General features: G+C 68.5%; 16 protein-coding genes and 2 pseudogenes. 10 read left to right on the forward strand and 8 right to left on the reverse strand.

Translation table 11 applies throughout. The features are described 5' to 3' along the window. Entirely contained in the window at nucleotides 1-2,079 is a 2,079-nt protein-coding gene (locus tag RBB84_RS20890) for a PhoX family phosphatase (protein ID WP_350246706.1), read from the forward strand. Nucleotides 2,080-2,128: 49 nt separating this feature from the next. Here RBB84_RS20890 and RBB84_RS20895 read toward each other — a convergent pair whose 3' ends face one another. Together RBB84_RS20895 and RBB84_RS20900 are read right to left on the reverse strand one after the other, a co-directional pair. After that, complete coding sequence (locus RBB84_RS20895; protein ID WP_350246707.1) at nucleotides 2,129-3,466, reverse strand: glycogen debranching protein; 1,338 nt, start codon at nucleotides 3,464-3,466, stop codon at nucleotides 2,129-2,131. Nucleotides 3,467-3,586: 120 nt separating this feature from the next. Continuing rightward, nucleotides 3,587-4,309: pseudogene (locus tag RBB84_RS20900) on the reverse strand (LLM class flavin-dependent oxidoreductase); the annotation flags it as partial. Between the two features lie 71 nt (nucleotides 4,310-4,380). Here RBB84_RS20900 and RBB84_RS20905 point away from each other — a divergent pair. The 4 genes and pseudogenes from RBB84_RS20905 to RBB84_RS20920 all read left to right on the forward strand — a co-directional run. Next, nucleotides 4,381-4,575, forward strand: a pseudogene (locus tag RBB84_RS20905) (MFS transporter); the annotation flags it as partial. Between the two features lie 32 nt (nucleotides 4,576-4,607). Further along, nucleotides 4,608-5,507, forward strand: coding sequence for a fused MFS/spermidine synthase (locus tag RBB84_RS20910; protein WP_350246708.1), 900 nt, complete (start codon nucleotides 4,608-4,610; stop codon nucleotides 5,505-5,507). A 59-nt stretch (nucleotides 5,508-5,566) separates the two neighbouring features. Continuing rightward, nucleotides 5,567-6,547 carry a pirin family protein gene (locus RBB84_RS20915; RefSeq protein WP_350247701.1) on the forward strand — a complete coding sequence of 327 codons (981 nt, stop codon included), beginning with the start codon at nucleotides 5,567-5,569 and terminating at the stop codon, nucleotides 6,545-6,547. Between the two features lie 62 nt (nucleotides 6,548-6,609). Next, nucleotides 6,610-7,230, forward strand: a complete 621-nt coding sequence (locus RBB84_RS20920; protein ID WP_193902864.1) for a class I SAM-dependent methyltransferase — start codon at nucleotides 6,610-6,612, stop codon at nucleotides 7,228-7,230. 4 nt (nucleotides 7,231-7,234) lie between these two features. Here the strand turns inward: RBB84_RS20920 and RBB84_RS20925 are convergent, their stop codons facing one another. Beyond that, entirely contained in the window at nucleotides 7,235-8,677 is a 1,443-nt protein-coding gene (locus RBB84_RS20925; RefSeq protein WP_350246710.1) for an NAD(P)/FAD-dependent oxidoreductase, read from the reverse strand. Nucleotides 8,678-8,680: 3 nt separating this feature from the next. Next, the gene (locus tag RBB84_RS20930) at nucleotides 8,681-9,691 is read right to left on the reverse strand and encodes a PHP domain-containing protein (protein ID WP_024102512.1); all 1,011 of its coding nucleotides are present in this window, start codon (nucleotides 9,689-9,691) and stop codon (nucleotides 8,681-8,683) included. A 40-nt stretch (nucleotides 9,692-9,731) separates the two neighbouring features. Here RBB84_RS20930 and RBB84_RS20935 point away from each other — a divergent pair, with 40 nt between their 5' ends. Then, nucleotides 9,732-10,436, forward strand: coding sequence for a YdcF family protein (locus RBB84_RS20935; protein WP_350246712.1), 705 nt, complete (start codon nucleotides 9,732-9,734; stop codon nucleotides 10,434-10,436). 10 nt (nucleotides 10,437-10,446) lie between these two features. Continuing rightward, nucleotides 10,447-11,118, forward strand: a complete 672-nt coding sequence (locus tag RBB84_RS20940; protein ID WP_037217432.1) for an SDR family oxidoreductase — start codon at nucleotides 10,447-10,449, stop codon at nucleotides 11,116-11,118. 55 nt (nucleotides 11,119-11,173) lie between these two features. Here the strand turns inward: RBB84_RS20940 and RBB84_RS20945 are convergent, their stop codons facing one another. Genes RBB84_RS20945 through RBB84_RS20955 form a run of 3 tightly spaced genes read right to left on the reverse strand, consistent with a single transcriptional unit; the run spans nucleotide 11,174 to nucleotide 13,089 of the window. Next, nucleotides 11,174-12,229 carry a DUF6777 domain-containing protein gene (locus tag RBB84_RS20945; protein ID WP_350246714.1) on the reverse strand — a complete coding sequence of 352 codons (1,056 nt, stop codon included), beginning with the start codon at nucleotides 12,227-12,229 and terminating at the stop codon, nucleotides 11,174-11,176. Between the two features lie 9 nt (nucleotides 12,230-12,238). Beyond that, the gene (locus RBB84_RS20950) at nucleotides 12,239-12,706 is read right to left on the reverse strand and encodes an alpha/beta fold hydrolase (RefSeq protein WP_350246715.1); all 468 of its coding nucleotides are present in this window, start codon (nucleotides 12,704-12,706) and stop codon (nucleotides 12,239-12,241) included. Beyond that, nucleotides 12,706-13,089 (reverse strand): nuclear transport factor 2 family protein, encoded by a 384-nt coding sequence (locus RBB84_RS20955; RefSeq protein ID WP_024102517.1) that lies wholly within the window; start codon nucleotides 13,087-13,089, stop codon nucleotides 12,706-12,708. The genes RBB84_RS20950 and RBB84_RS20955 overlap by 1 nt, the downstream gene beginning before the upstream one ends. A 143-nt stretch (nucleotides 13,090-13,232) precedes the next feature. On the opposite strand from RBB84_RS20955, the gene RBB84_RS20960 reads away from it, so the two are divergent. The 3 genes from RBB84_RS20960 (at nucleotide 13,233) to RBB84_RS20970 (ending at nucleotide 15,440) form a co-directional block, all read left to right on the forward strand. After that, on the forward strand, nucleotides 13,233-14,060 hold the full coding sequence (locus tag RBB84_RS20960; protein ID WP_350246717.1) for a lysophospholipase: 828 nt from the start codon (nucleotides 13,233-13,235) through the stop codon (nucleotides 14,058-14,060). A 64-nt stretch (nucleotides 14,061-14,124) separates the two neighbouring features. Next, the gene (locus RBB84_RS20965; RefSeq protein ID WP_231412504.1) at nucleotides 14,125-14,721 is read left to right on the forward strand and encodes a CsbD family protein; all 597 of its coding nucleotides are present in this window, start codon (nucleotides 14,125-14,127) and stop codon (nucleotides 14,719-14,721) included. A gap of 59 nt (nucleotides 14,722-14,780) precedes the next feature. Beyond that, entirely contained in the window at nucleotides 14,781-15,440 is a 660-nt protein-coding gene (locus RBB84_RS20970; RefSeq protein ID WP_350246719.1) for an IF2 family translation initiation factor, read from the forward strand. A 68-nt stretch (nucleotides 15,441-15,508) separates the two neighbouring features. Here RBB84_RS20970 and leuS read toward each other — a convergent pair whose 3' ends face one another. Next, a complete protein-coding gene (leuS, locus tag RBB84_RS20975; RefSeq protein WP_350246721.1) occupies nucleotides 15,509-18,376 on the reverse strand; it encodes a leucine--tRNA ligase in 2,868 nt (955 codons plus the stop codon). Between the last annotated feature and the right edge of the window lie 64 nt (nucleotides 18,377-18,440).

An 18,440-nucleotide genomic window follows, 5' to 3' on the forward strand; every position in this document is an offset into this window, starting at 1 on the left:
GTGGCCCGTAGAGTCCTGCCCTTGTTCGTCACGCACGACGGCATATCGTCGCGCTCGAACATCACGTGCAAGTACAAGTGCGGGGATGCCTGTTCGCACGCCGTCCCGAACACCTCCCGCAGTGAATACTTCGGCGACATCGTGCGCGCGGCCGTCTCGCGTCGCGGGGTCCTGCGGGGCGGGGCCATGGCCGTGCTCGCCGTCGGCGCCGGTGGCGTTCTGACGGCCTGTGCGGACGATTCCACTGCCGCCGCCGGTAGTGACGCTGGGGCGGCAGGCGATCTCGGGCCGGTGCCCGACGGCACGAACTTCACGGCGGTCGCACCGAACACCGATGACGCGGTGACGGTTCCGGAAGGATACGAGAACGACGTCGTCATCCGGTGGGGGGATCCGGTGCTGCCCGATGCACCGGCCTTCGACATCGGCAACCAGACGGCGACCGCGCAGGAGAAGCAGTTCGGGTTCAACAACGACTTCGCCGGTCTGCTCCCGGTGGACGGCCGACCCGACACCTACCTGCTCGTCGTCAATCACGAATACACCACCGAGCCCTTCATGTTCGCCGACTACGACGCGGACGACCCGACCGAGGAACAGGTACGCATCGGCATCGCCGGTCACGGGCTGTCCGTCGTCCAGGTGAAGGGCGAGCCCGGGACCGGGCGCCTGACACCGGAATTCGGCGAATACAACCGTCGTATCACCGGAACAACCGAGTTCCTTCTCACCGGACCGGCCGCGGGCAGCGGCCTGCTGAAGACCACCGCCGACCCGACGGGCACGCGGGTCGCGGGGACGTTCAACAACTGCGCCGGCGGGCTCACCCCGTGGGGCACCGTGCTGTCGGGCGAGGAGAACTTCAACCAGTACTTCGCCAACGCCGAGAGCGTCACCGACCCGGTCGTTGCCGAACGTCTCGCCCGGTACGGACTCGAGGGCGCGGAAACCGAACGGAAGTGGGAACGATTCGACCGGCGCTTCGACATCGCCGCGGAACCCAACGAGGTCAACCGGTTCGGGTGGATCGTCGAGATCGATCCGTGGGATCCGAATTCGGTGCCCGTCAAGCACACCGCACTGGGACGGTTCAAGCACGAGGCGGCCACCGTCCACATCACCGACGACGGCACCGTCGTGTCGTACAGCGGTGACGACGAACGCTTCGACTACATGTACAAGTTCGTCTCGTCGCGGAAGATGCAGCCCGGAAACTCGCGAGCTGCGATGCGGCACAACATGACCCTGCTCGACGCCGGCACGCTCTACGTCGCGAAGCTCAGCGGTGACCATCCGGACGAGATCGACGGATCCGGAACACTTCCCGAGGCCGGCGAGTTCCGCGGCAGCGGCGAGTGGATCCCGCTGCTGCGCGCGAACGAGGACGGCAGCGCCGAGTCGCTGGTCGACGGCATGAGCGCCGAAGAGGTCGCGGTGTTCACCCGCCTCGCCGGCGACCGGGTGGGCGCGACGAAGATGGATCGCCCCGAGGACTTCGAACCGAATCCGGTCACCGGCAAGGTCTACGTCGCACTCACCAACAACACCAAGCGCGGCGTCGACGGCGCCGCGCCGGCCGACGAGGCGAATCCGCGCGAGAACAACAAGAACGGTCAGGTCCTCGAGATCGACGACGACCACGCGGGTACGTCCTTCACGTGGACGCTGCTGCTCGTGTGCGGCGACCCGAACGAGGCCGACACTTACTTCGGCGGCTTCGACAAGTCGCAGGTCAGTCCGATCTCGTGCCCCGACAACCTGGCCTTCGATTCGTACGGCAACCTGTGGATCTCGACCGACGGCAACGCACTCGGCTCCAACGACGGATTGTTCAGCGTCGTCCTCGACGGTCCGCGTCGCGGTGAGACGAAGCAGTTCCTCACCGTGCCGATCGGCGCCGAGACGTGCGGGCCGATCGTGCAGGACGGCCGGGTCGTGGTGTGCGTCCAGCATCCCGGGGAGACCGACGACGCGTCGTGGGTGTCGCCGGCCTCGCACTGGCCCGACGGAGGCGACTCCCAGCCGCGTCCCGCCGTGGTCGCGGCGTGGAAGTCCGACGGCGGACGTATCGGGGTCTGACACCTCGTGCGTGGTTCCGGTCGCGCTCGCTCCCGGAACCACGCACGGGTCATCCGAGCCAGTCCAATACCGCTGCGGCGGTCCACGACTGCTGCATGCTGCCGAGCGGGTCGCCGGTGAACGGTTCGTAGTACTCGGCGAAGGTGCCGTCGCTCGCCTGCCGGAGTCCTTCCGCGCGAAGCACGTTGGCCCGTTCGGCCCAACCACGACGGGCGAACGCCCACGAGAACAACCACGTCATCACGGGCCACACCGGTCCGCGCCAGTACTCGCGGGGACGGAAGTCGCCCGAGACGGGGGACGTCGACGGCGGTACCGCATAGCGAAGATCCGGATGCCCGCAGAACTTCGGCCCTTCGAAGGTGCGCAGCAGCGCCCTCTCGGCCTGCCGGTCGAGACCGCCGCACAGCAGTGGCGCGAACATCGCGAGAGTGTCGGTGGCGACCCACTTCCCGCTGCGTAGATCGAAATCCTTCGCCGCGCCCGTGCGGGAGTCGGTCGTGGTGATCACGCCCTTCCGGAACCGCTCGGCCCACTGATACAGCTCGCGCACATCCGCGTTGGGACGGGAATGCTCCTCACCGATGGTTGCAAGCACCTCGCACGACAGCGAGAACACCGCGCTGACGAAGACGTCCTCGACCGCGAAGCTCATGGCCCTCGCGAGCACGCTGTCCTCGTAACGCGCCGTCTTCATCTCCTCGAGCAACCACAGATAACGCGCGTATTCACGGTCGGTGGGTCGCTGGGTGGCGTCGGCGACGTGCTCGAGATCCTCGCGATGGAAGGGCGGCACCGGACCGGCGATAACGTTGGCGTACGCCGTATCCCAGCGCGGGGAGTTGTCCATGCCCGACTCCCACCCGTGGTACAGCGCGATGCGGCCGTTGCCGTCGAGATCGCGTGCGTGCGCGAGCCAGCGGTGCCACCGCACGAGATCCGCCCACCGGCGATCCAGGAACTCCTCGGCGACAGCACGTGTCGAGCGGCCGTGCCGTCGTGAATGCTCGAGGATGCGCTGTACGGCGATGGCGTGCACGGGAGGCTGTGTGATACCCGAGGTCTGCACCTGCGCCGGTGCGTGCGCGGCCAGTTCGGAGACCGCCCAGCGCGCTGGGCCCGGGAAGTAGCCGTCGACACCGTTGGCGAAGACGATGTGTGGGATCATCCCGTTCTTCCACTGCGCCGAGAGCAGGGTGTCGAGTTCGACCACCGCCCGTTCGACACTGAGCGGCGCGAGCCCCACGGCGACGAACGCCGCATCCCAACTCCACATGTGTGGATAAAGCTTGGGAGCGGCACTCGTCATGGCGCCCAGGTCGTTCCCACGCAGCAGGTACGCCGCGCGTGCGGCGAGCTGTGTGGAGGTGAATCCTCGGTCCGGCATGGCCCCCATTCTCTGTGCTGCGGACGGATCCGCACGACGAGGGCCGCAGCTGTAACAGCGCCGACACATTTCGCGCCGGCGCTGTGTCGAGCTGTGCTGTATCGATGTGTCAGGGGATGGTCAGTGCGCGGAGGGCAGGAAGGCCGTCGAGCCCGACAGGTCGCCCGGGCGGTGGGAGGCCGGGGCGAGCAGGCCGCGACGCTCGAGGATCGGACGCACGCCCTCACCGAAGCGGTAGGCCTCCTCGAGATGCGGGTAGCCCGACAGCACGAAGTGGTCGAGTCCGATCTCGGCGTACTCGGCGATGCGGTCGGCGACCTCCTCGTGGGAACCCACGAGCGCGGTGCCCGCGCCACCACGGACGAGTCCGACGCCCGCCCACAGGTTGGGGGAGACCTCGAGGCTGCGGGCGTCCTTGCTCGCGGCGTAAGCGCTGCCGCCGCCGTGCAGCTCGACCATCCGGCGCTGCCCCTCGGAACCGGAGCGGGCCAGGCTCTGCTGGGCCTTCTCGATGGTCGCGGGGTCGAGCGCGGAGAGCAGGCGGTCGGCCTCGGCCCAGGCCTCGTCGGAGGTGTCCCGGCTGATGACGTGCAGGCGGATGCCGTAGTCGAGGGTGCGTCCCTGGATGTCGACAAGGCCGCGGATCCACGCGATCTTGTCGGCGACGGCGGCCGGCGGCTCACCCCACGTGAGATAGGTGTCGCAGAACTGCGATGCGACGGTGCCGGCGGCGGGAGAGGACCCGCCGAAGAAGAGCGGCGGCACCGGATCGGGGATGCGCTGGAGCTGGGCGTTCTCGACCTGGATGTATTCGGCCTTGAAGTCGACCGGGCCGTTGCCCGCCCGTGTGTGAATGTGTCGGACGTGGTTGGCGTCGCCGGGTTGCACGCTGTCCACCACCGGGAATCGAGTCCGTGACCACGCTGTCACAGCCCAGTTCCGCACCCGAGTCCGATCTCGATCGTCGCAGGAGACTACGCACCGTGGTCGCGGCGAGCCTGCTCGGCACCACGGTGAAGTGGTACGACTTCTTCCTCTACGCGACGGCTGCGAGCCTGGTGTTCAACCAGCTGTTCTTCCCCGACCAGAGTTCGTTCGTCGGCACGATGCCTCTCAAACGAGCCGGTACTAGGCTCGTCGTATGAGCAGGCAACGAGGTGGCCGCGCCGCATCGTCGCCGCGCAAGGAGAAGACGGGTGCACCGGGCGGCCCGGCCGAGGGGTTGTACGACATCGACACGGGTACGTGCGAGCTCGTCAAGGACCGCTATCTCGCCGACGGATGGGTCCTCGAGATCAACGGGGTGCCCAGCTCGCACATCGACCTGAGCGACCCGGCCCTGCTCGAGTTCGAGTACATGCGGTGGATCGCGATGCTCGTCGAGAGCAGGTTCGAACACGACTCGAGATTGCGCGTGCTGCACCTCGGTGGGGGTGCGTGCACGATGGCGCGCTACTTCGCCGCGGTCTACCCCGACGCTCGGCAGGTCGTCGTCGAGATCGACGGTCGCCTCGCCGAACTCGTCCGCCACTGGTTCGATCTGCCCCGCGCTCCGTTGCTGCGTATCCGGGTGGGGGAGGCCCGTCAGGTCCTCACCTCGCTCTCCGACGCGAGCCGCGACGTGATCGTGCGGGATGTCTTCGCCTACAACCGCACTCCCGTCGCACTCACCACCCTCCAGTTCACACAGCACGCCCGACGCGTGCTCGCGGCCGGCGGTGTCTACGTCGTCAACTGCGGCGACTTCCGCGACCTGACCGTCGCGAAACGTGAGGCCGCGACGATCGGTGAGGTCTTCGAGCACACCGTGATCGTCGCCGACCCCGCGATGTTCAAGGGACGCCGCTACGGCAACGTCGTCATCGCCGGCAGCGACCTGCCGCTCGGTGACTCCCCGGCCCTGGCCCGCGACCTGCTCGGCGGAGCCGTCCCCGCGCAGATCCGGCTGGGTGACCAGGTCGAGAAGTTCGCCGCCGGGGCGCGCGTGCTCGACGACAGCGAGGCCACCACACCGCCCGGAACAAAGAGCACGGGCACGTAGTTGCACGGGTCATGACGTCAGCAGCCCCTACTCCGGTACTCCAGGTCTTCCGGCTCGGTATGCCCTGGCAGACGATCGATCCCTTCCTGTTCGTCGCACACCACGTCGACGCGTATCCGGCGGGCAACGACGAGCTCGGACCCGACGCGTCGCTCGACGGCCGCCCGATCGGCCAGGACTTCGGCAACCCGGCGGGCTGGAGCATGTACCACGGCACCACCGTCCCAGGATTCCCCGGCCACCCGCACCGCGGCTTCGAGACGGTGACCTTCGTGCGCTCGGGTTTCGTCGACCACTCCGATTCGGTGGGCGCGGCGGCGCGTTTCGGTGAGGGCGACACGCAGTGGCTCACCGCCGGCAACGGGGTCGTCCACAGCGAGATGTTCCCTCTGCTGAACAAGGATTCGGACAATCCGCTCGAGTTGTTCCAGATCTGGCTGAACCTGCCCGCCGAGTCGAAGACCGTCGATCCGCACTTCTCGATGCTGTGGAACGAGGACACCCCCACCGTGACCGTCTCGGACGAGGACGGACGCACCGTCTCCGTCCGCGTCATCGCCGGTGAGCTCGACGACGTGACTCCGCCGCCGCCCCCGCCGAATTCGTGGGCGTCCCGACCCGGCACCGACGTGGCGATCTGGAACATCGACCTGTCGTCCGGTGCGCGCTGGGAACTGCCGGCCGCGCGCGGTGAGCAGACGCAACGGGTCCTGTACGTGTACAACGGTTCCCCCGTGCGGATCGGTGATCGGACGATCGAGTCCAGGCACGGGGTCGTCGTCGACGCGTCGGTGCCGGTGCACCTCACCGGCGGCGACGAGGGCACGCAGATCCTGATGCTGCAGGGTCGCCCGATCGGCGAACCCGTCGTCTCGTACGGCCCGTTCGTGCTCAACGACGAGGCGGGTGTCCGCCAGGCGTTCGAGGACTACCGCCGCACCGGATTCGGCGGATGGCCCTGGGACAGCGACGGTCCCGTGCACGAACGTGACGCCGGCCGGTTCGCGCGGTATCCCGACGAGAAGCTCGAGCAACGCTGACGGCGTGCGCAGATCCTGTCGATTTCCGGCAGGATCTGCACGCCCGGCGATAGCATGCCGGGGTGACCCAGCCCGGATACGATGCCCTCGCGGATCTGTACGTCGAGCTGTTTCCCGATCCGTACCTGACTCCGCTCGAACGCCACACCGTCGCCGCCTTCGCCGAGATGGTGTGCCAGAGCCAGGTGCAGGGTGTCGTGCTGGACGTGGGCTGCGGGCCCGGATACGTGGCCGCGGATCTCGCCGACCGCGGACTCGACGTGATCGGCCTCGATCCCAGCACCGAGATGCTGCGCATCGCGCGGGGCGCCTACCCCGCGCTGCGATTCGTGCGGGACGACGCGCGACTCGGGTCCGACGAACTCCGCGGAGTGGTTCCGAGCGCGATCATCGCACGGTGCAGCCTCATCCATGTTCCGCCGTCCGAGATCCCCAGGATCCTCGACGCGTGGTCGGAGCGGGTTCCGTCCGGCGGCGTGGTGCTCATCGCGGGCCAGACCACCGACACCCCCGGCGAAGTGGTGGAGTTCGATCACGCGGTGGCGCCGGCGTGGCGGTGGCACCCGGATCGTCTCGCCGCGGCCCTGTCCGACGCCGGATTCGACGAGGTGTGGCGGACGGTCGGCCGCCCCGACACCGATCATCGCTTCCCCGACGTCCACCTGGCGGCGCGGCGGCGCTGACGGGTCAGGGCGTGAACTGCATCGATTCGTCGACACGCCCGAGCCGCATGGTGGGCAGGTCGAGGAGATAGTTCTGCCGCATCAACCACGGGCTGCGCGCACCCTGTTTGGGCAGAGCACCTTCCGCGCGGTGGATGTACCCGGCGTCGAGACCGAGAAGCGGGCGGGTACGCCCGTCGCCCGAATACCTCGGAACCGCCGAACGGTAACCGTTGCGTCGCATGTACCGCAGCAACCGGCACACGTAGAGGGACGCGAGATCGGCACGCAGGGTCCACGACGCGTTGGTGTAGCCGAGACACATCGCGGCATTGGGCAGGCCGTCGAGCATCATGCCACGGTAGATGAACCGGGCCGAGAGCTCGATCTTCTCCCCGTCGACGACGAACTCGATTCCGCCCGCAGGCACCAGTTGCAGACCCGTCGCGGGGATCAGGATCTCGGCCTCGAGTTCGCGGCCGGACTCGAGGCGGACACTCTTCTCGGTGACGGTGTCGATCCGGTCGGTGACGATCTCGGCCTTCCCGGCGCGCAGGGTGCGGAACAGGTCGGAGTCGGGGACCACGCACAGTCGCTGATCCCACGGGTCGTAGCGCGGTGAGAAGTGGGGATCGACCGGGATCCTGCCGCGTAGGCGCCGTTCGGTGAGGGTGCGCAACATGCGTTTCGCGGCCGAGGGGAACCGCTGGCAGAACTGGTAGAAGCCGAGATTGGCTACGACGTTCTTCGTCCGCACTGCGCGGTGGGCCACCCTGTCCGGCAACAGGCGTCGAATCCGCGTCGCGATCGGGTCGCGCGCGGGCAGCGACATCACGTAGGTGGGGGAGCGCTGCAGCATCGTCACGTGCTCGGCCTTCTCCGCCAGGGCGGGCACGAGCGTGACGGCCGTGGCGCCACTGCCGATCACCACGATCCTCTTCCCCTCGTATTCGAGGTTCTCGGGCCAGAACTGCGGATGCACGACCGTGCCCGCGAAGTCCTGCAGACCGGGGATCTCGGGGAGGTAACCCGACTCGTAGCTGTAGTAGCCGCTGCAGAGATAGAGGAAGGAACAGGACATCTCGACGGTTCCCTGCCCGGTCGAGGCACGCACCGTCCACCGGGCGTCCTCCGACGACCAGGATGCATCGATCACCCTGTGGCCGAACCGGATCCGTCGGTCGATGCCGAATTCGGCGGCGGTGTCGCGGATGTACTGCAGGATGTCGGGGCCGTCGGCGATGGACTTCTCGCCCCGCCACGGGCGGAACGGGAAGCCGAGCGTGTACATGTCGCTGTCCGATCGGATCCCCGGATAGCGGAACAGATCCCACGTACCACCGATCGCGTCGCGACTCTCGAGGATGGCGTACCCGAGATCCGGGCACTGTGTCTGCAACCGGTAACCGGCATCGATGCCGGACAATCCGGCTCCCACGATCAGTACGTCGACGTGTTCCACGCGCATCTCCTACCTGTCGGCCCACGCCAGCAGGTCGTCGATCTCCCAGGTGTTGATCACCTGTTCGGGTTCGACACCCCGCTCGACGGCACGTTCGCAACCGTACCCGAGCCAGTCGAGCTGCCCGGGTGCGTGCGCATCGGTGTCGATGGAGAACAGGCAGCCCGTCTCGAGCGCGAGGTCGATGAGACGCGACGGCGGGTCGCGGCGTTCGGGCCGGCAGTTGATCTCGACGGCGGTGTCGTGGTCGCGACATGCGGCGAAGACCTTCTCGGCGTCGAACTTCGACTCGGGACGGTTTCCGCGCCCCCCGGCGACGAGCCGGCCGGTGCAGTGCCCGAGGACGTCGACGTGGGGATTCGCCGCCGCACGCAGCATGCGTTTCGTCATCGCCGACCGGTCGGCCCGCAAGTTCGAGTGCACGCTCGCGACGACGACGTCGAGTTCGGCGAGCAGCCCCTCGTCCTGGTCGAGCGACCCGTCGTCGAGGATGTCGACCTCGATACCCGTGAGAATCCTTGCACCACTGCCGTTCTCGTTGATCTCCGCGACGACGGCGAGCTGCGAGCGCAACCGCTCCGCGGTGAGCCCGTTCGCGACCTTCAGGCGAGGGGAGTGGTCGGTGAGGGCAAAGTACTCGTGCCCGATCATCGTCGACGCGACGCGGTGCATCTCGTCGATCGGGCTGCCGCCGTCGGACCAGTTCGAGTGGGTGTGCAGGTCGCCGCGCAGGGACTCGAGCAGGTCGCGGCCGCCGCGCCCGATCGGGTCGGCCTCCTCGCGTAACTGCTCGAGATAGGCGGGCACTTTGTCGAACGACTCCCGGACGACCGTCGCGGTCTTCTTCCCGACGCCCGGCAGATCGGTCCACGAGTCGGTCTTCCGCAGAACCTCCCGCTTGTGGTCGCTCACCTCGGCGAGCACCTCCGCCGCGCGCCGATAGGCCTGCACACGGTAGGTGTCGGCGTGTTCGCGTTCGAGCCAGAAGGCGACTTCGCGGAGTGCGTCGACGGGGTCCACCCCTCCATTGTGGCCGCCGGGCGTCCGTAATCTGGGACGCATGCTCGAATCCGTCCGGTCGTCGTCCCCCCTCGGTGCGGTCTCCGCACTGGTCGTCGGTGCGGTGTCCGCGCTGACACTCGTCTCCGCCCGCGTGGCGTCCGAAGCGAAGGACCTCATGTACGAGGTGGACGGCGCGCCGCCCGCCCCGGTGGTGATCGTGCCGGGCGCGCGGGTGCACGAGGGCCGTCCGATGCGGGTGCTCCGCAGCCGCCTCGACGTCGCGGTCGCGTTGATGGCACGGGGACGGGTGCAAGCCGTGCTCGTCTCGGGCGACGGGGCCGGAACCTCGGGCGACGAGATCGAGGCGATGATCGCGTATCTCGTCGAGCAGGGTGTGAACCGGGAACGGATCGTCGCCGACCCGTACGGTCTCGACACCTACGACACCGCCCGGCGTGCGGTGGCCACCTACGGCGTGCGGCAGGCGCTGATCACGACCCAGGCCTTCCACCTTCCGCGTGCAGTGGCGTTGTGCCGGCGGGCGGGCATCGACATCGCCGGAGTCCGCGCCGCGAACGACGTGCGACTGCGCACGCGGCTGAGGAATCTGGCGCGCGAGTACGTGCTGTCGCGACCCAAGGCGTTCCTCGAACTCCGGTTCCCGCGCGACCCGGCGGTGGAGACCCCTCCGGACGACCGGCTCGCCGAGATCCTGGCCGGTCTCGAGCACGGTGCGGTGGCCGCCCCACCGTTTGCTTCCTAGGCTCGTGATCATGCGCCCCACAGCTCTCGTCACCGGAGGGGGTCGCGGTCTCGGCGCCGCGATCGCCCAGGAACTCGCTCCCACCCACGATCTGCTCCTCGGCGGACGACGTCGCGAGTCGCTCGATGCGATCCTCGAGGAACTGCCCGACGCCACGCCGTGGCCCGTGGACCTGCTCGATCACGTCGCCGTCGCCGCGGCCGCCGCCGACATCGATCGGCTCGACGTGCTCGTCCACAACGCGGGCGTCGCCGAACTGGGCACGATCGCCGACAGCGAGCCCCGGCAGTGGCGCGAGACGTTCGAGGCGAACGTCGTCGCCGTCGTCGCCCTGACGCAGGTGTTGCTACCGGCCCTGCGGACCGCGAACGGCCACGTGGTGCTCATCAACTCGGGGGCGGGTCTGCGCGTTCGCCCCGGGTGGGGTGCCTACGCCGCGAGCAAGTTCGCACTGCGGGCGTTCGGCGACGCGCTGCGCGAGGAGGAACCCGCGCTGCGGGTCACCTCGATCCACCCGGGCCGGATCGACACGGACATGCAGCGCGCGATCGTCGCGTCGGAGGGCCGCGAGTACGACCCGTCGCAGTTCCTCAGCCCCGGCACGGTGGCGCGTGCGGTGCGGCAGGTCGTCGAGGCGCCGGTCGACGCCCACCCCACCGAGGTCGTTCTGCGTCCTCGCTGACGACTCGAAAGAGCTGGCGGCTCAGAACGGCAGGCGGCTCAGAACGGCAGGCGGCTCAGAACGGCAGGGGGATAACGACCGGGGGAGCGCCCGGAATCTGGATCTGGATCTGCGGAGGCGGCGGCGCGGGAGCCCGCGGCGCCGGCGGGGGTGCCGGTGCCGGAGCGGGTTCCGGAGCCGGCGGCGGTGGCGGTGGCGGTGGCGGCGGTTCCGGAGCGGGGGGAGGCGGAGGCGACGGTTCCGGGGGAGGAGGCGGTGGTGGTGCCGCGGCTTCCGGCACCGGATCGCGCCGCGGTGCAGGAACGGGTACCTGCAGCGCCTCGGTCTCCGGGCGGGTTTCCTCCGTGGTCTCCGGTGCGTCCGGAGCCATGGTTTTCGGCAGGGCCTCACCGACCGGCACGGGGACCATCGCGCCGGTCGTGATGTCGATGACCTCCAACTCCCGCACGGCAGTCGCGGCGGGCTGGACGACGAACATCCGCTCGGCGTTCAGTCCGGGCCATTTCGGACCTTCGAGTTCGTCGTTTCCGGTGAGCACCGGCGCGGACAGCGGATTGCCGCGCACGCACCGCACGCGCGGAACACCGAGTTCGTCGACGAGGACGATCGTGCCGCGTTCGAGCAGCGACTGCACGGGCCGCGCCGCACCGTCGCGGTACTCGTGCATGGTCACCCGGGTGTCGGCGCGCAACAGGACCGCCGTGAGGGTTGCGGTGTAGCCGCGGATGTCGGGCACGCCGAGGACACCGCGCCACGCTTCGGCCTTGGCGGGATCCTCCTCCAGATGAAGGATGAGCCCTTCGCGGTCGCACAGGGGCCGGTCGAGACTGCCCCCGTAGAGCGCCGGCCGATCACCGGAAACGGCCGGGGTCCCGGCGGTCGCGGTGACCGGATCACCGCCTTCCTCGACGACTTCGGGGGGAGCTGGCGGCACCGCGACCGGCACCTGCGGCGGCACGAGACGCGGCGTCCACGGGTCGTCCTGCGCGGTGGCGACATGCAGTTGCACGGGCGTGGTCGTCTCGACCGAACCGCCCGACGAGCAGGCACCCGCCGCCAGTGCCGTCAGGGCGAGTGCCAGACCGAATCCACGAACCGTGTCGCTGGCCACGCCGTCATGCTAGGTCGATGATCGCCGGTGAAAGTGCTGTTCGGCGGTTCTCGTCGGTATCCGGATCCCGGAGAGGAAACGCAGGAGGAGGTCGTTCACCTCGTTGCGGCGTTCCATCTGTACGAAATGCCCCGTGCCCTCGAGCAGGTGGACACCGCGCAGATCGGGGACGAAGGCACTCATCCGTTCGAGCGCCGACGACCCTGACATCGTCCCGAGGACGTCGAGCAGTCGGACGAGGCGATTGGAAATCGCGACGTTCGTGTACTCCTCGGCCTCCCGGGGCCGGTCGGTTCGGCCGTAGCCGGGCATGTCGGGGGCGACGGCACGGTATCCGGCGTCGACGAGCGGCGCGAACTGGTGCCGGTAGCTATACCCCAGGCCGGGGAAGCCGTGGCACATGACGACCGCGGGTCCGTCGCCCCGATCGTCGATGTTCCACGTGAAACCATCGACCTCGACGATGAGACTGTCCATCAGGAGGCGGGGACGGTCTGCATGTCCTCCTGGCTCCAGAACGCCCTCATGCTCGTGATCCTCGCGTCGTCGTCGAAGGTCATCACGTCGACGACCTCCATGACCAGATCCTGCTCACCCAGGTGCGTGACCAGGCGGAACACGAAAGCGGCGTTGTTCTCCGCGACCTTGAGGGTTATCACCTCACCGGTCTGTGCGAGCGGTTCGACCACTCCGTAGAACTCGCGGATCTCGGCCTCGGTGGCGCGGACCGGCGTGCCGACCGGATCCTCGACCGTCGCGCCCGGTGCGTACAGCGCGAGGACATCGTCGACGGTGCCGGAGGCCACGGACTTCACGTAGTTCTCGACGGTGGTGCGGATCGCGTCCCGACTCGGTGCCATGGGGTCTCCTTCGTTCGAATCGGGAACACGTTTCAATTCGACGGTAGTGGGCCGGATCCGCGGATGCACTCGCGATTCCCACTCGGAAGACCCCGCGCCGGAGGACGATGACATCGCCATCACCCGGAACGATCGGAGACCCGATGATCGACGCTGTCGCCTTCACCCTCGACGGACACGCCGGTGCTCTCGCAGCCCGCACGTGGGTCGGCGAGGCCCCGCGCTACGTGGCGTTGTTGTGCCACGGTTACGGCGAGCACTGCGGACGCTACGAGTATGTGGCCGCGTGTCTCGTCGCCGACGGCGCCGCCGTCTACGCGGTGGACCACATCGGTCACGGTCTCAGCGACGGCGAACGCGTCCTGATCGACGACTTCGAGAAGGTGGTCGACGATTTCCGTCTGCTCGATCTCACGGCGCGACGCGAGCATCCCGACCTGCCGGTCGTGCTCGTCGGACACTCGATGGGTGGCATGATCGCCGCCCGGTACGCGCAGCGATACGGCTCGGAACTGGCCGCGGTCGTCCTGTCCGGCCCGGTCCTCGGCAGGTGGGCGGCCGTCGACGCCCTGCTCACGGCCGAGGAGATCCCCGATACCCCCATCGATCCGTCCACCCTCTCCCGTGATCCCGAGGTGGGTCGCGCCTACGTGGCCGACCCGCTCGTCTGGCACGGCCCGTTCAAGCGCACCACCGTGCAGGCGCTGAAGACCTGCATCGACACGATCACCGCCGCCGGTGCCGTCGACGACGTGCCCGTGCTGTGGTTGCACGGCGAGGACGATCGACTGGTTCCCCTCGACGGCACCGCCACCGGATGGTCGTCGCTGGCAGGTCGCGGGGCGTCGTCGAAGACCTATCCCGAAGCGCGGCACGAGATCTTCAACGAGACGAATCGGGACGAGGTCCTGGGCGATGTCGTCGACTTCGTCGGCGCGCACATCCACCCTCTCGAGGCTCTCGAGGATTGAAGCCGACCGCGTCTGGCTACCCCAAGCCATGGGGCCGTCCCCTTCGTGTCCCGTACGGAAGGAGATGACCGTGGTCGAAGACAACACATCCGACAGGGCTCGCCCTGGTCCGGCCGACAAGGCACGCCTCGGGTTGAAGCAGACCGTGGTCGGTAAGGCGAAGGAGGTCGCCGGCGCTCTGACCGGCAACGACTCCCTCACCACCGAAGGCCGTCTCGAGCAGGAGCAGGCCCGGCAGACCAGGAAGGCCGACACCCTCTCGCACATGGCCGAGGCCGAGAGCGACGAGGCGGTCGAACAGCTCGACGCCGTCCGCGAGGCCGGACAGCAGGAACGCGAGGCCGTGCAGCAGCGGACCGACGCCGTCGAGTCGCAGGCCGAGCGGGAGGCACGGGTCCGCAAACAGGCCGCCGACCTCGAACATCAGGAGAACATCGTCCGAGGGCGATCCGACGCCGCCCGTGAGGCCACAGCCGCCGAACAACAGGCACGTCGCGAGGAGAACGAGCAGGTCACGGATGCCGCCGCAGAGGTCGCGGCCGCCGACGAGGACCACCGACGAGCCTCCCACGACGCCGAACGTGCACGCCTCCAGGCCGAGGAGGAACGCCGCAAGGCCGAAGCCCTCGAACGCACGCTGACCGACGAGCCGGATCGCTGACGAACACCACCGACATTCCCTACCGGAGCTGTACCCCCATCGAAGTTGGAGATGCGCCCATGAACCTCGCCACTCTGCCCAAGAGCGTTCTGCGACTGCAGTACAAGATCGCCCGCTTCCCGCTGGGATTGATCGAGCAGCAGTTGCGGTTCCTGCCCACCGACGCCCCGCCGCGCCTGATGTACGAGCGGGGGCTGGGCATGCTGGACGGCATCGTCGGCAGCGTGCTCGACGACCAGGAGATCGCCACCCGCGGGGCGCTCGCCACCGAACGCGCCGAGGCGGTGAAGCGCGCGGAGAAACTCGACGCGCAGGCCGCGGCCGAGAAGCGCGCGGCAGACGCCGAACTCCGTCGAACGCGTGAACGTGCCGCTGCCCAGCAGGAAGCCGCGCGACGCGACCGCGAGAACGAAGTCGAGCAGGCCCGGGAGCGTGCGCAGGAACGCGCGAAGCAGGCGGAGAAGGAGGCCAAGCAGAAGAAGGCCGCCGAGATCGCGAAGGCCGACCAGGAGGCCGCCGCGAAGCGCCAGGCCGCCGAGACCGCGAAGAAGAAGGACGAGGAGCGCATCCGCAAGGCCGAGCAGGAGGCCGCCGAGCCCGCCAAGGTCTCCCTCAAGGATGCCGTCGCCAAGCAGCTCGAGGCGAAGGAAGCGGAGGAGCGCGCGCACGATGCGGGCGAGGTCGCCGAGTTCGAGAAGATCGAACACAAGCACCCCTGATCCCGGTTGTAGTCGACGAGACCCCGGTGCATCCTGTGCACCGGGGTCTCGTCCGTCGTAAGCGGTTGCTACTTCACGACATTGACCATCTTGCCGGGAACCACGATCACCTTGCGCGGTGCGGCACCGCCGAGCAGGTCGGCGATCTTCTCGTCCACGAGCGCGGCGGCCTCGATCGCGTGGGGTGCGGCGTCGGCCGGGACGGTGATGCGGCTGCGCACCTTGCCGTTGACCTGGATCGGGTACTCGACGCTGTCCTCGACGAGCCACTTCTCGTCGGCGACCGGGAACGGGCCGTGCGCAAGCGATTCGGTGTGTCCGAGACGCGACCACATCTCCTCGGCGAGGTGCGGGGCGACCGGGCCGAGCATGAGCACGAGCGGTTCGACGGCGCTGCGCGGCGCACCCGACGGGTACTGCTTCGTCAGGTGGTTCGTGTACTCGATGAGCTTGGCGATCGCCGTGTTGTCGCGCAGGTGGGTGAAGTCGTCCGACACACCCGCGACCGTCTTGTTGAGCGCCCGCAGCGTGTCGTTGCCGGGGGTGTCGTCGGTGACGCGCAGCGCGCCACCCTCCTCCTCGACGACGAGACGCCACACGCGCTGCAGGAAGCGGTGCGCGCCGACGACGTCCTTGGTCGCCCACGGACGCGACTGGTCGAGCGGGCCCATCGACATCTCGTAGACGCGCAGGGTGTCGGCGCCGTACTCGTCGAAGATCTGGTCGGGGCTGACGGAGTTCTTGAGCGACTTGCCCATCTTCCCGTACTCGCGAGCGACCTCCTGCTCACCGTCCGGGCCGGTCCAGTAGAACGTGCCGTCGCGCTCGACGACCTCCTCGGCCGGCACGTACACGCCGCGCGAGTCGGTGTAGGCGTAGGCCTGGATGTAACCCTGGTTGAACAGGCGACGGTACGGCTCCGAGGAGGTGACGTACCCGAGGTCGAAGAGCACCTTGTGCCAGAACCGCGCGTACAGCAGGTGCAGCACCGCGTGCTCGACACCGCCGACGTAGAGATCGACGCCACCCGGGTCGTTCGGGCCGTGCAGTTCCGGCCGCGGGCCGGTCCAGTACGCCTCGTTCTCCTTGTCACAGAAGGCTTCCGAGTTGGTGGGGTCGATGTAGCGCAGCTGGTACCACGAGCTGCCGGCCCACTGCGGCATCACGTTGGTGTCGCGCGTGTAGCGCTTCAGGCCGTCGCCGAGATCGAGCTCGACGTTCATCCAATCCACCGCCTTCGCGAGCGGCGGGGACGGTTCGGAATCGGCGTCGTCCGGATCGAAGGAGACCGGCGCGTAATCCTCCACCTCGGGAAGTTCCACGGGCAGAGCGGATTCGGGCAGAGCATGGGCGCGTCCCTGCTCGTCGTAGACGATCGGGAAGGGCTCGCCCCAGTACCGCTGCCGCGCGAACAGCCAGTCGCGCAGCTTGTACTGGATGGTGCCGCGTCCGGCGCCGTCCGCCTCGAGCTTCGCGACGATCGTCTTCTTCGCCTCGGCGACGTCGAGACCGTCGAGCAGGCCGGAGTTCACCAGCACACCGTCGCCGGTGTACGCCTCGGCGGTGACGTCGCCGCCGGAGATGACCTCGCGGATGGGCAGACCGAAGGCGGTCGCGAACTCCCAGTCGCGCTGGTCGTGGCCGGGAACGGCCATGATCGCGCCGGTACCGTAGCCGGTGAGGACGTAGTCGGCGATGAAGATCGGCAGTCGCTCGCCGTTGACCGGGTTCACGGCGTAGGCGCCGAGGAATACACCGGTCTTCTCCTTCGACTCCTGCCGCTCGAGATCGGACTTCGCGGCGATCGACGCGCGGTAGGCCGCGACCGCGGCAGCCGGATCGGCGGCGCCACCGGTCCAGCGCTGGTCGACGCCCTCGGGCCAGGACGCGGCGACGATCCGGTCGACGAGTTCGTGCTCGGGAGCGAGGGTCACGTAGCTGGCACCGAACAGGGTGTCGGGCCGGGTGGTGAACACCTCGATCGCCGAATCGTGGTCGGCGACGGCGAACTTCACCTGGGCGCCGTGCGAGCGCCCGATCCAGTTGCGCTGCATGGACTTGACCTTGTCGGTCCAGTCCAGATGCTCGAGATCGTCGATCAGGCGGTCGGAGTAGGCGGTGATCCGCATCATCCACTGGCGCAGGTTCTTCCGGAAGACCGGGAAGTTGCCGCGCTCGGAGCGGCCGTCGGCCGTGACCTCCTCGTTGGCGAGCACCGTGCCCAGACCCGGGCACCAGTTGACGAGCGAATCCGACCGGTAGACCAAGCGGTACGAGTCGATGACGTCGGCGCGCTCACCCTCCGACAGCGACGCCCAGTCGCGTCCGTCCTCGAGACGACGCGTGCCGTCGGCGAATTCGGCCTCGAGTTCGGAGATGCGACGCGCCCGGCCGGCCTCGCGGTCGTACCAGGCGTTGTAGATCGTCAGGAAGATCCACTGCGTCCAGCGGTAGAAGTCGACGTCGGTCGTCGCGACCGAGCGACGCTCGTCGTGCCCGAGACCGAGCCGGGAGAGCTGCCGCTTCATGTTCCCGATGTTGGCCTCGGTGGTCGTGCGCGGGTGCGTGCCCGTCTGCACGGCGTACTGCTCGGCCGGCAGACCGAAGGCGTCGTAACCGAGGGTGTGCAGCACGTTGCGGCCCTGCATGCGGTTGAAGCGCGCATACACGTCGGTGGCGATGTACCCGAGCGGGTGCCCCACGTGCAGGCCCGAGCCCGAGGGGTACGGGAACATGTCCTGCACGAACAGCTTGTCGGAGGGCACCTCGCCGGCGAGATCGCCCACCGGATTGGGGGCGTGGAAGGTGCCGCGCTCGCGCCAGAGCTCCTGCCAGCGCTGCTCGATCCGCCCCGCGAGCTCGGCGGTGTACCGATGCTGCGGAGTGCTGCCGGGTTCGTGCTGGGAGGTCTGTTCGGGACGGGTCACGGTGATCACTATCTACTCGGCCGGGCGTGTGAGTGCTCCCACCAGGGTAGAACGTGCCCGCACCCGCACAGAC

This window comes from Rhodococcus sp. D-6, assembly GCF_040256695.1.
GTDB classification, from domain to species: Bacteria; Actinomycetota; Actinomycetes; order Mycobacteriales; family Mycobacteriaceae; genus Rhodococcus; species Rhodococcus pyridinivorans.

Bases quoted from the DNA above. Each gene is read 5' to 3' on its own strand.
- RBB84_RS20935 (WP_350246712.1), top strand. From the start codon at position 9,732: ATGCTCGAATCCGTCCGGTCGTCGTCCCCCCTCGGTGCGGTCTCCGCA.
- RBB84_RS20895 (WP_350246707.1), bottom strand. From the start codon at position 3,466: ATGCCGGACCGAGGATTCACCTCCACACAGCTCGCCGCACGCGCGGCG.
- RBB84_RS20925 (WP_350246710.1), bottom strand. From the start codon at position 8,677: ATGCGCGTGGAACACGTCGACGTACTGATCGTGGGAGCCGGATTGTCC.
- RBB84_RS20970 (WP_350246719.1), top strand. From the start codon at position 14,781: ATGAACCTCGCCACTCTGCCCAAGAGCGTTCTGCGACTGCAGTACAAG.
- RBB84_RS20950 (WP_350246715.1), bottom strand. From the start codon at position 12,706: ATGGACAGTCTCATCGTCGAGGTCGATGGTTTCACGTGGAACATCGAC.
- RBB84_RS20910 (WP_350246708.1), top strand. From the start codon at position 4,608: ATGAGCAGGCAACGAGGTGGCCGCGCCGCATCGTCGCCGCGCAAGGAG.
- RBB84_RS20915 (WP_350247701.1), top strand. From the start codon at position 5,567: ATGCCCTGGCAGACGATCGATCCCTTCCTGTTCGTCGCACACCACGTC.
- RBB84_RS20965 (WP_231412504.1), top strand. From the start codon at position 14,125: ATGACCGTGGTCGAAGACAACACATCCGACAGGGCTCGCCCTGGTCCG.
- RBB84_RS20960 (WP_350246717.1), top strand. From the start codon at position 13,233: ATGATCGACGCTGTCGCCTTCACCCTCGACGGACACGCCGGTGCTCTC.
- RBB84_RS20955 (WP_024102517.1), bottom strand. From the start codon at position 13,089: ATGGCACCGAGTCGGGACGCGATCCGCACCACCGTCGAGAACTACGTG.
- RBB84_RS20940 (WP_037217432.1), top strand. From the start codon at position 10,447: ATGCGCCCCACAGCTCTCGTCACCGGAGGGGGTCGCGGTCTCGGCGCC.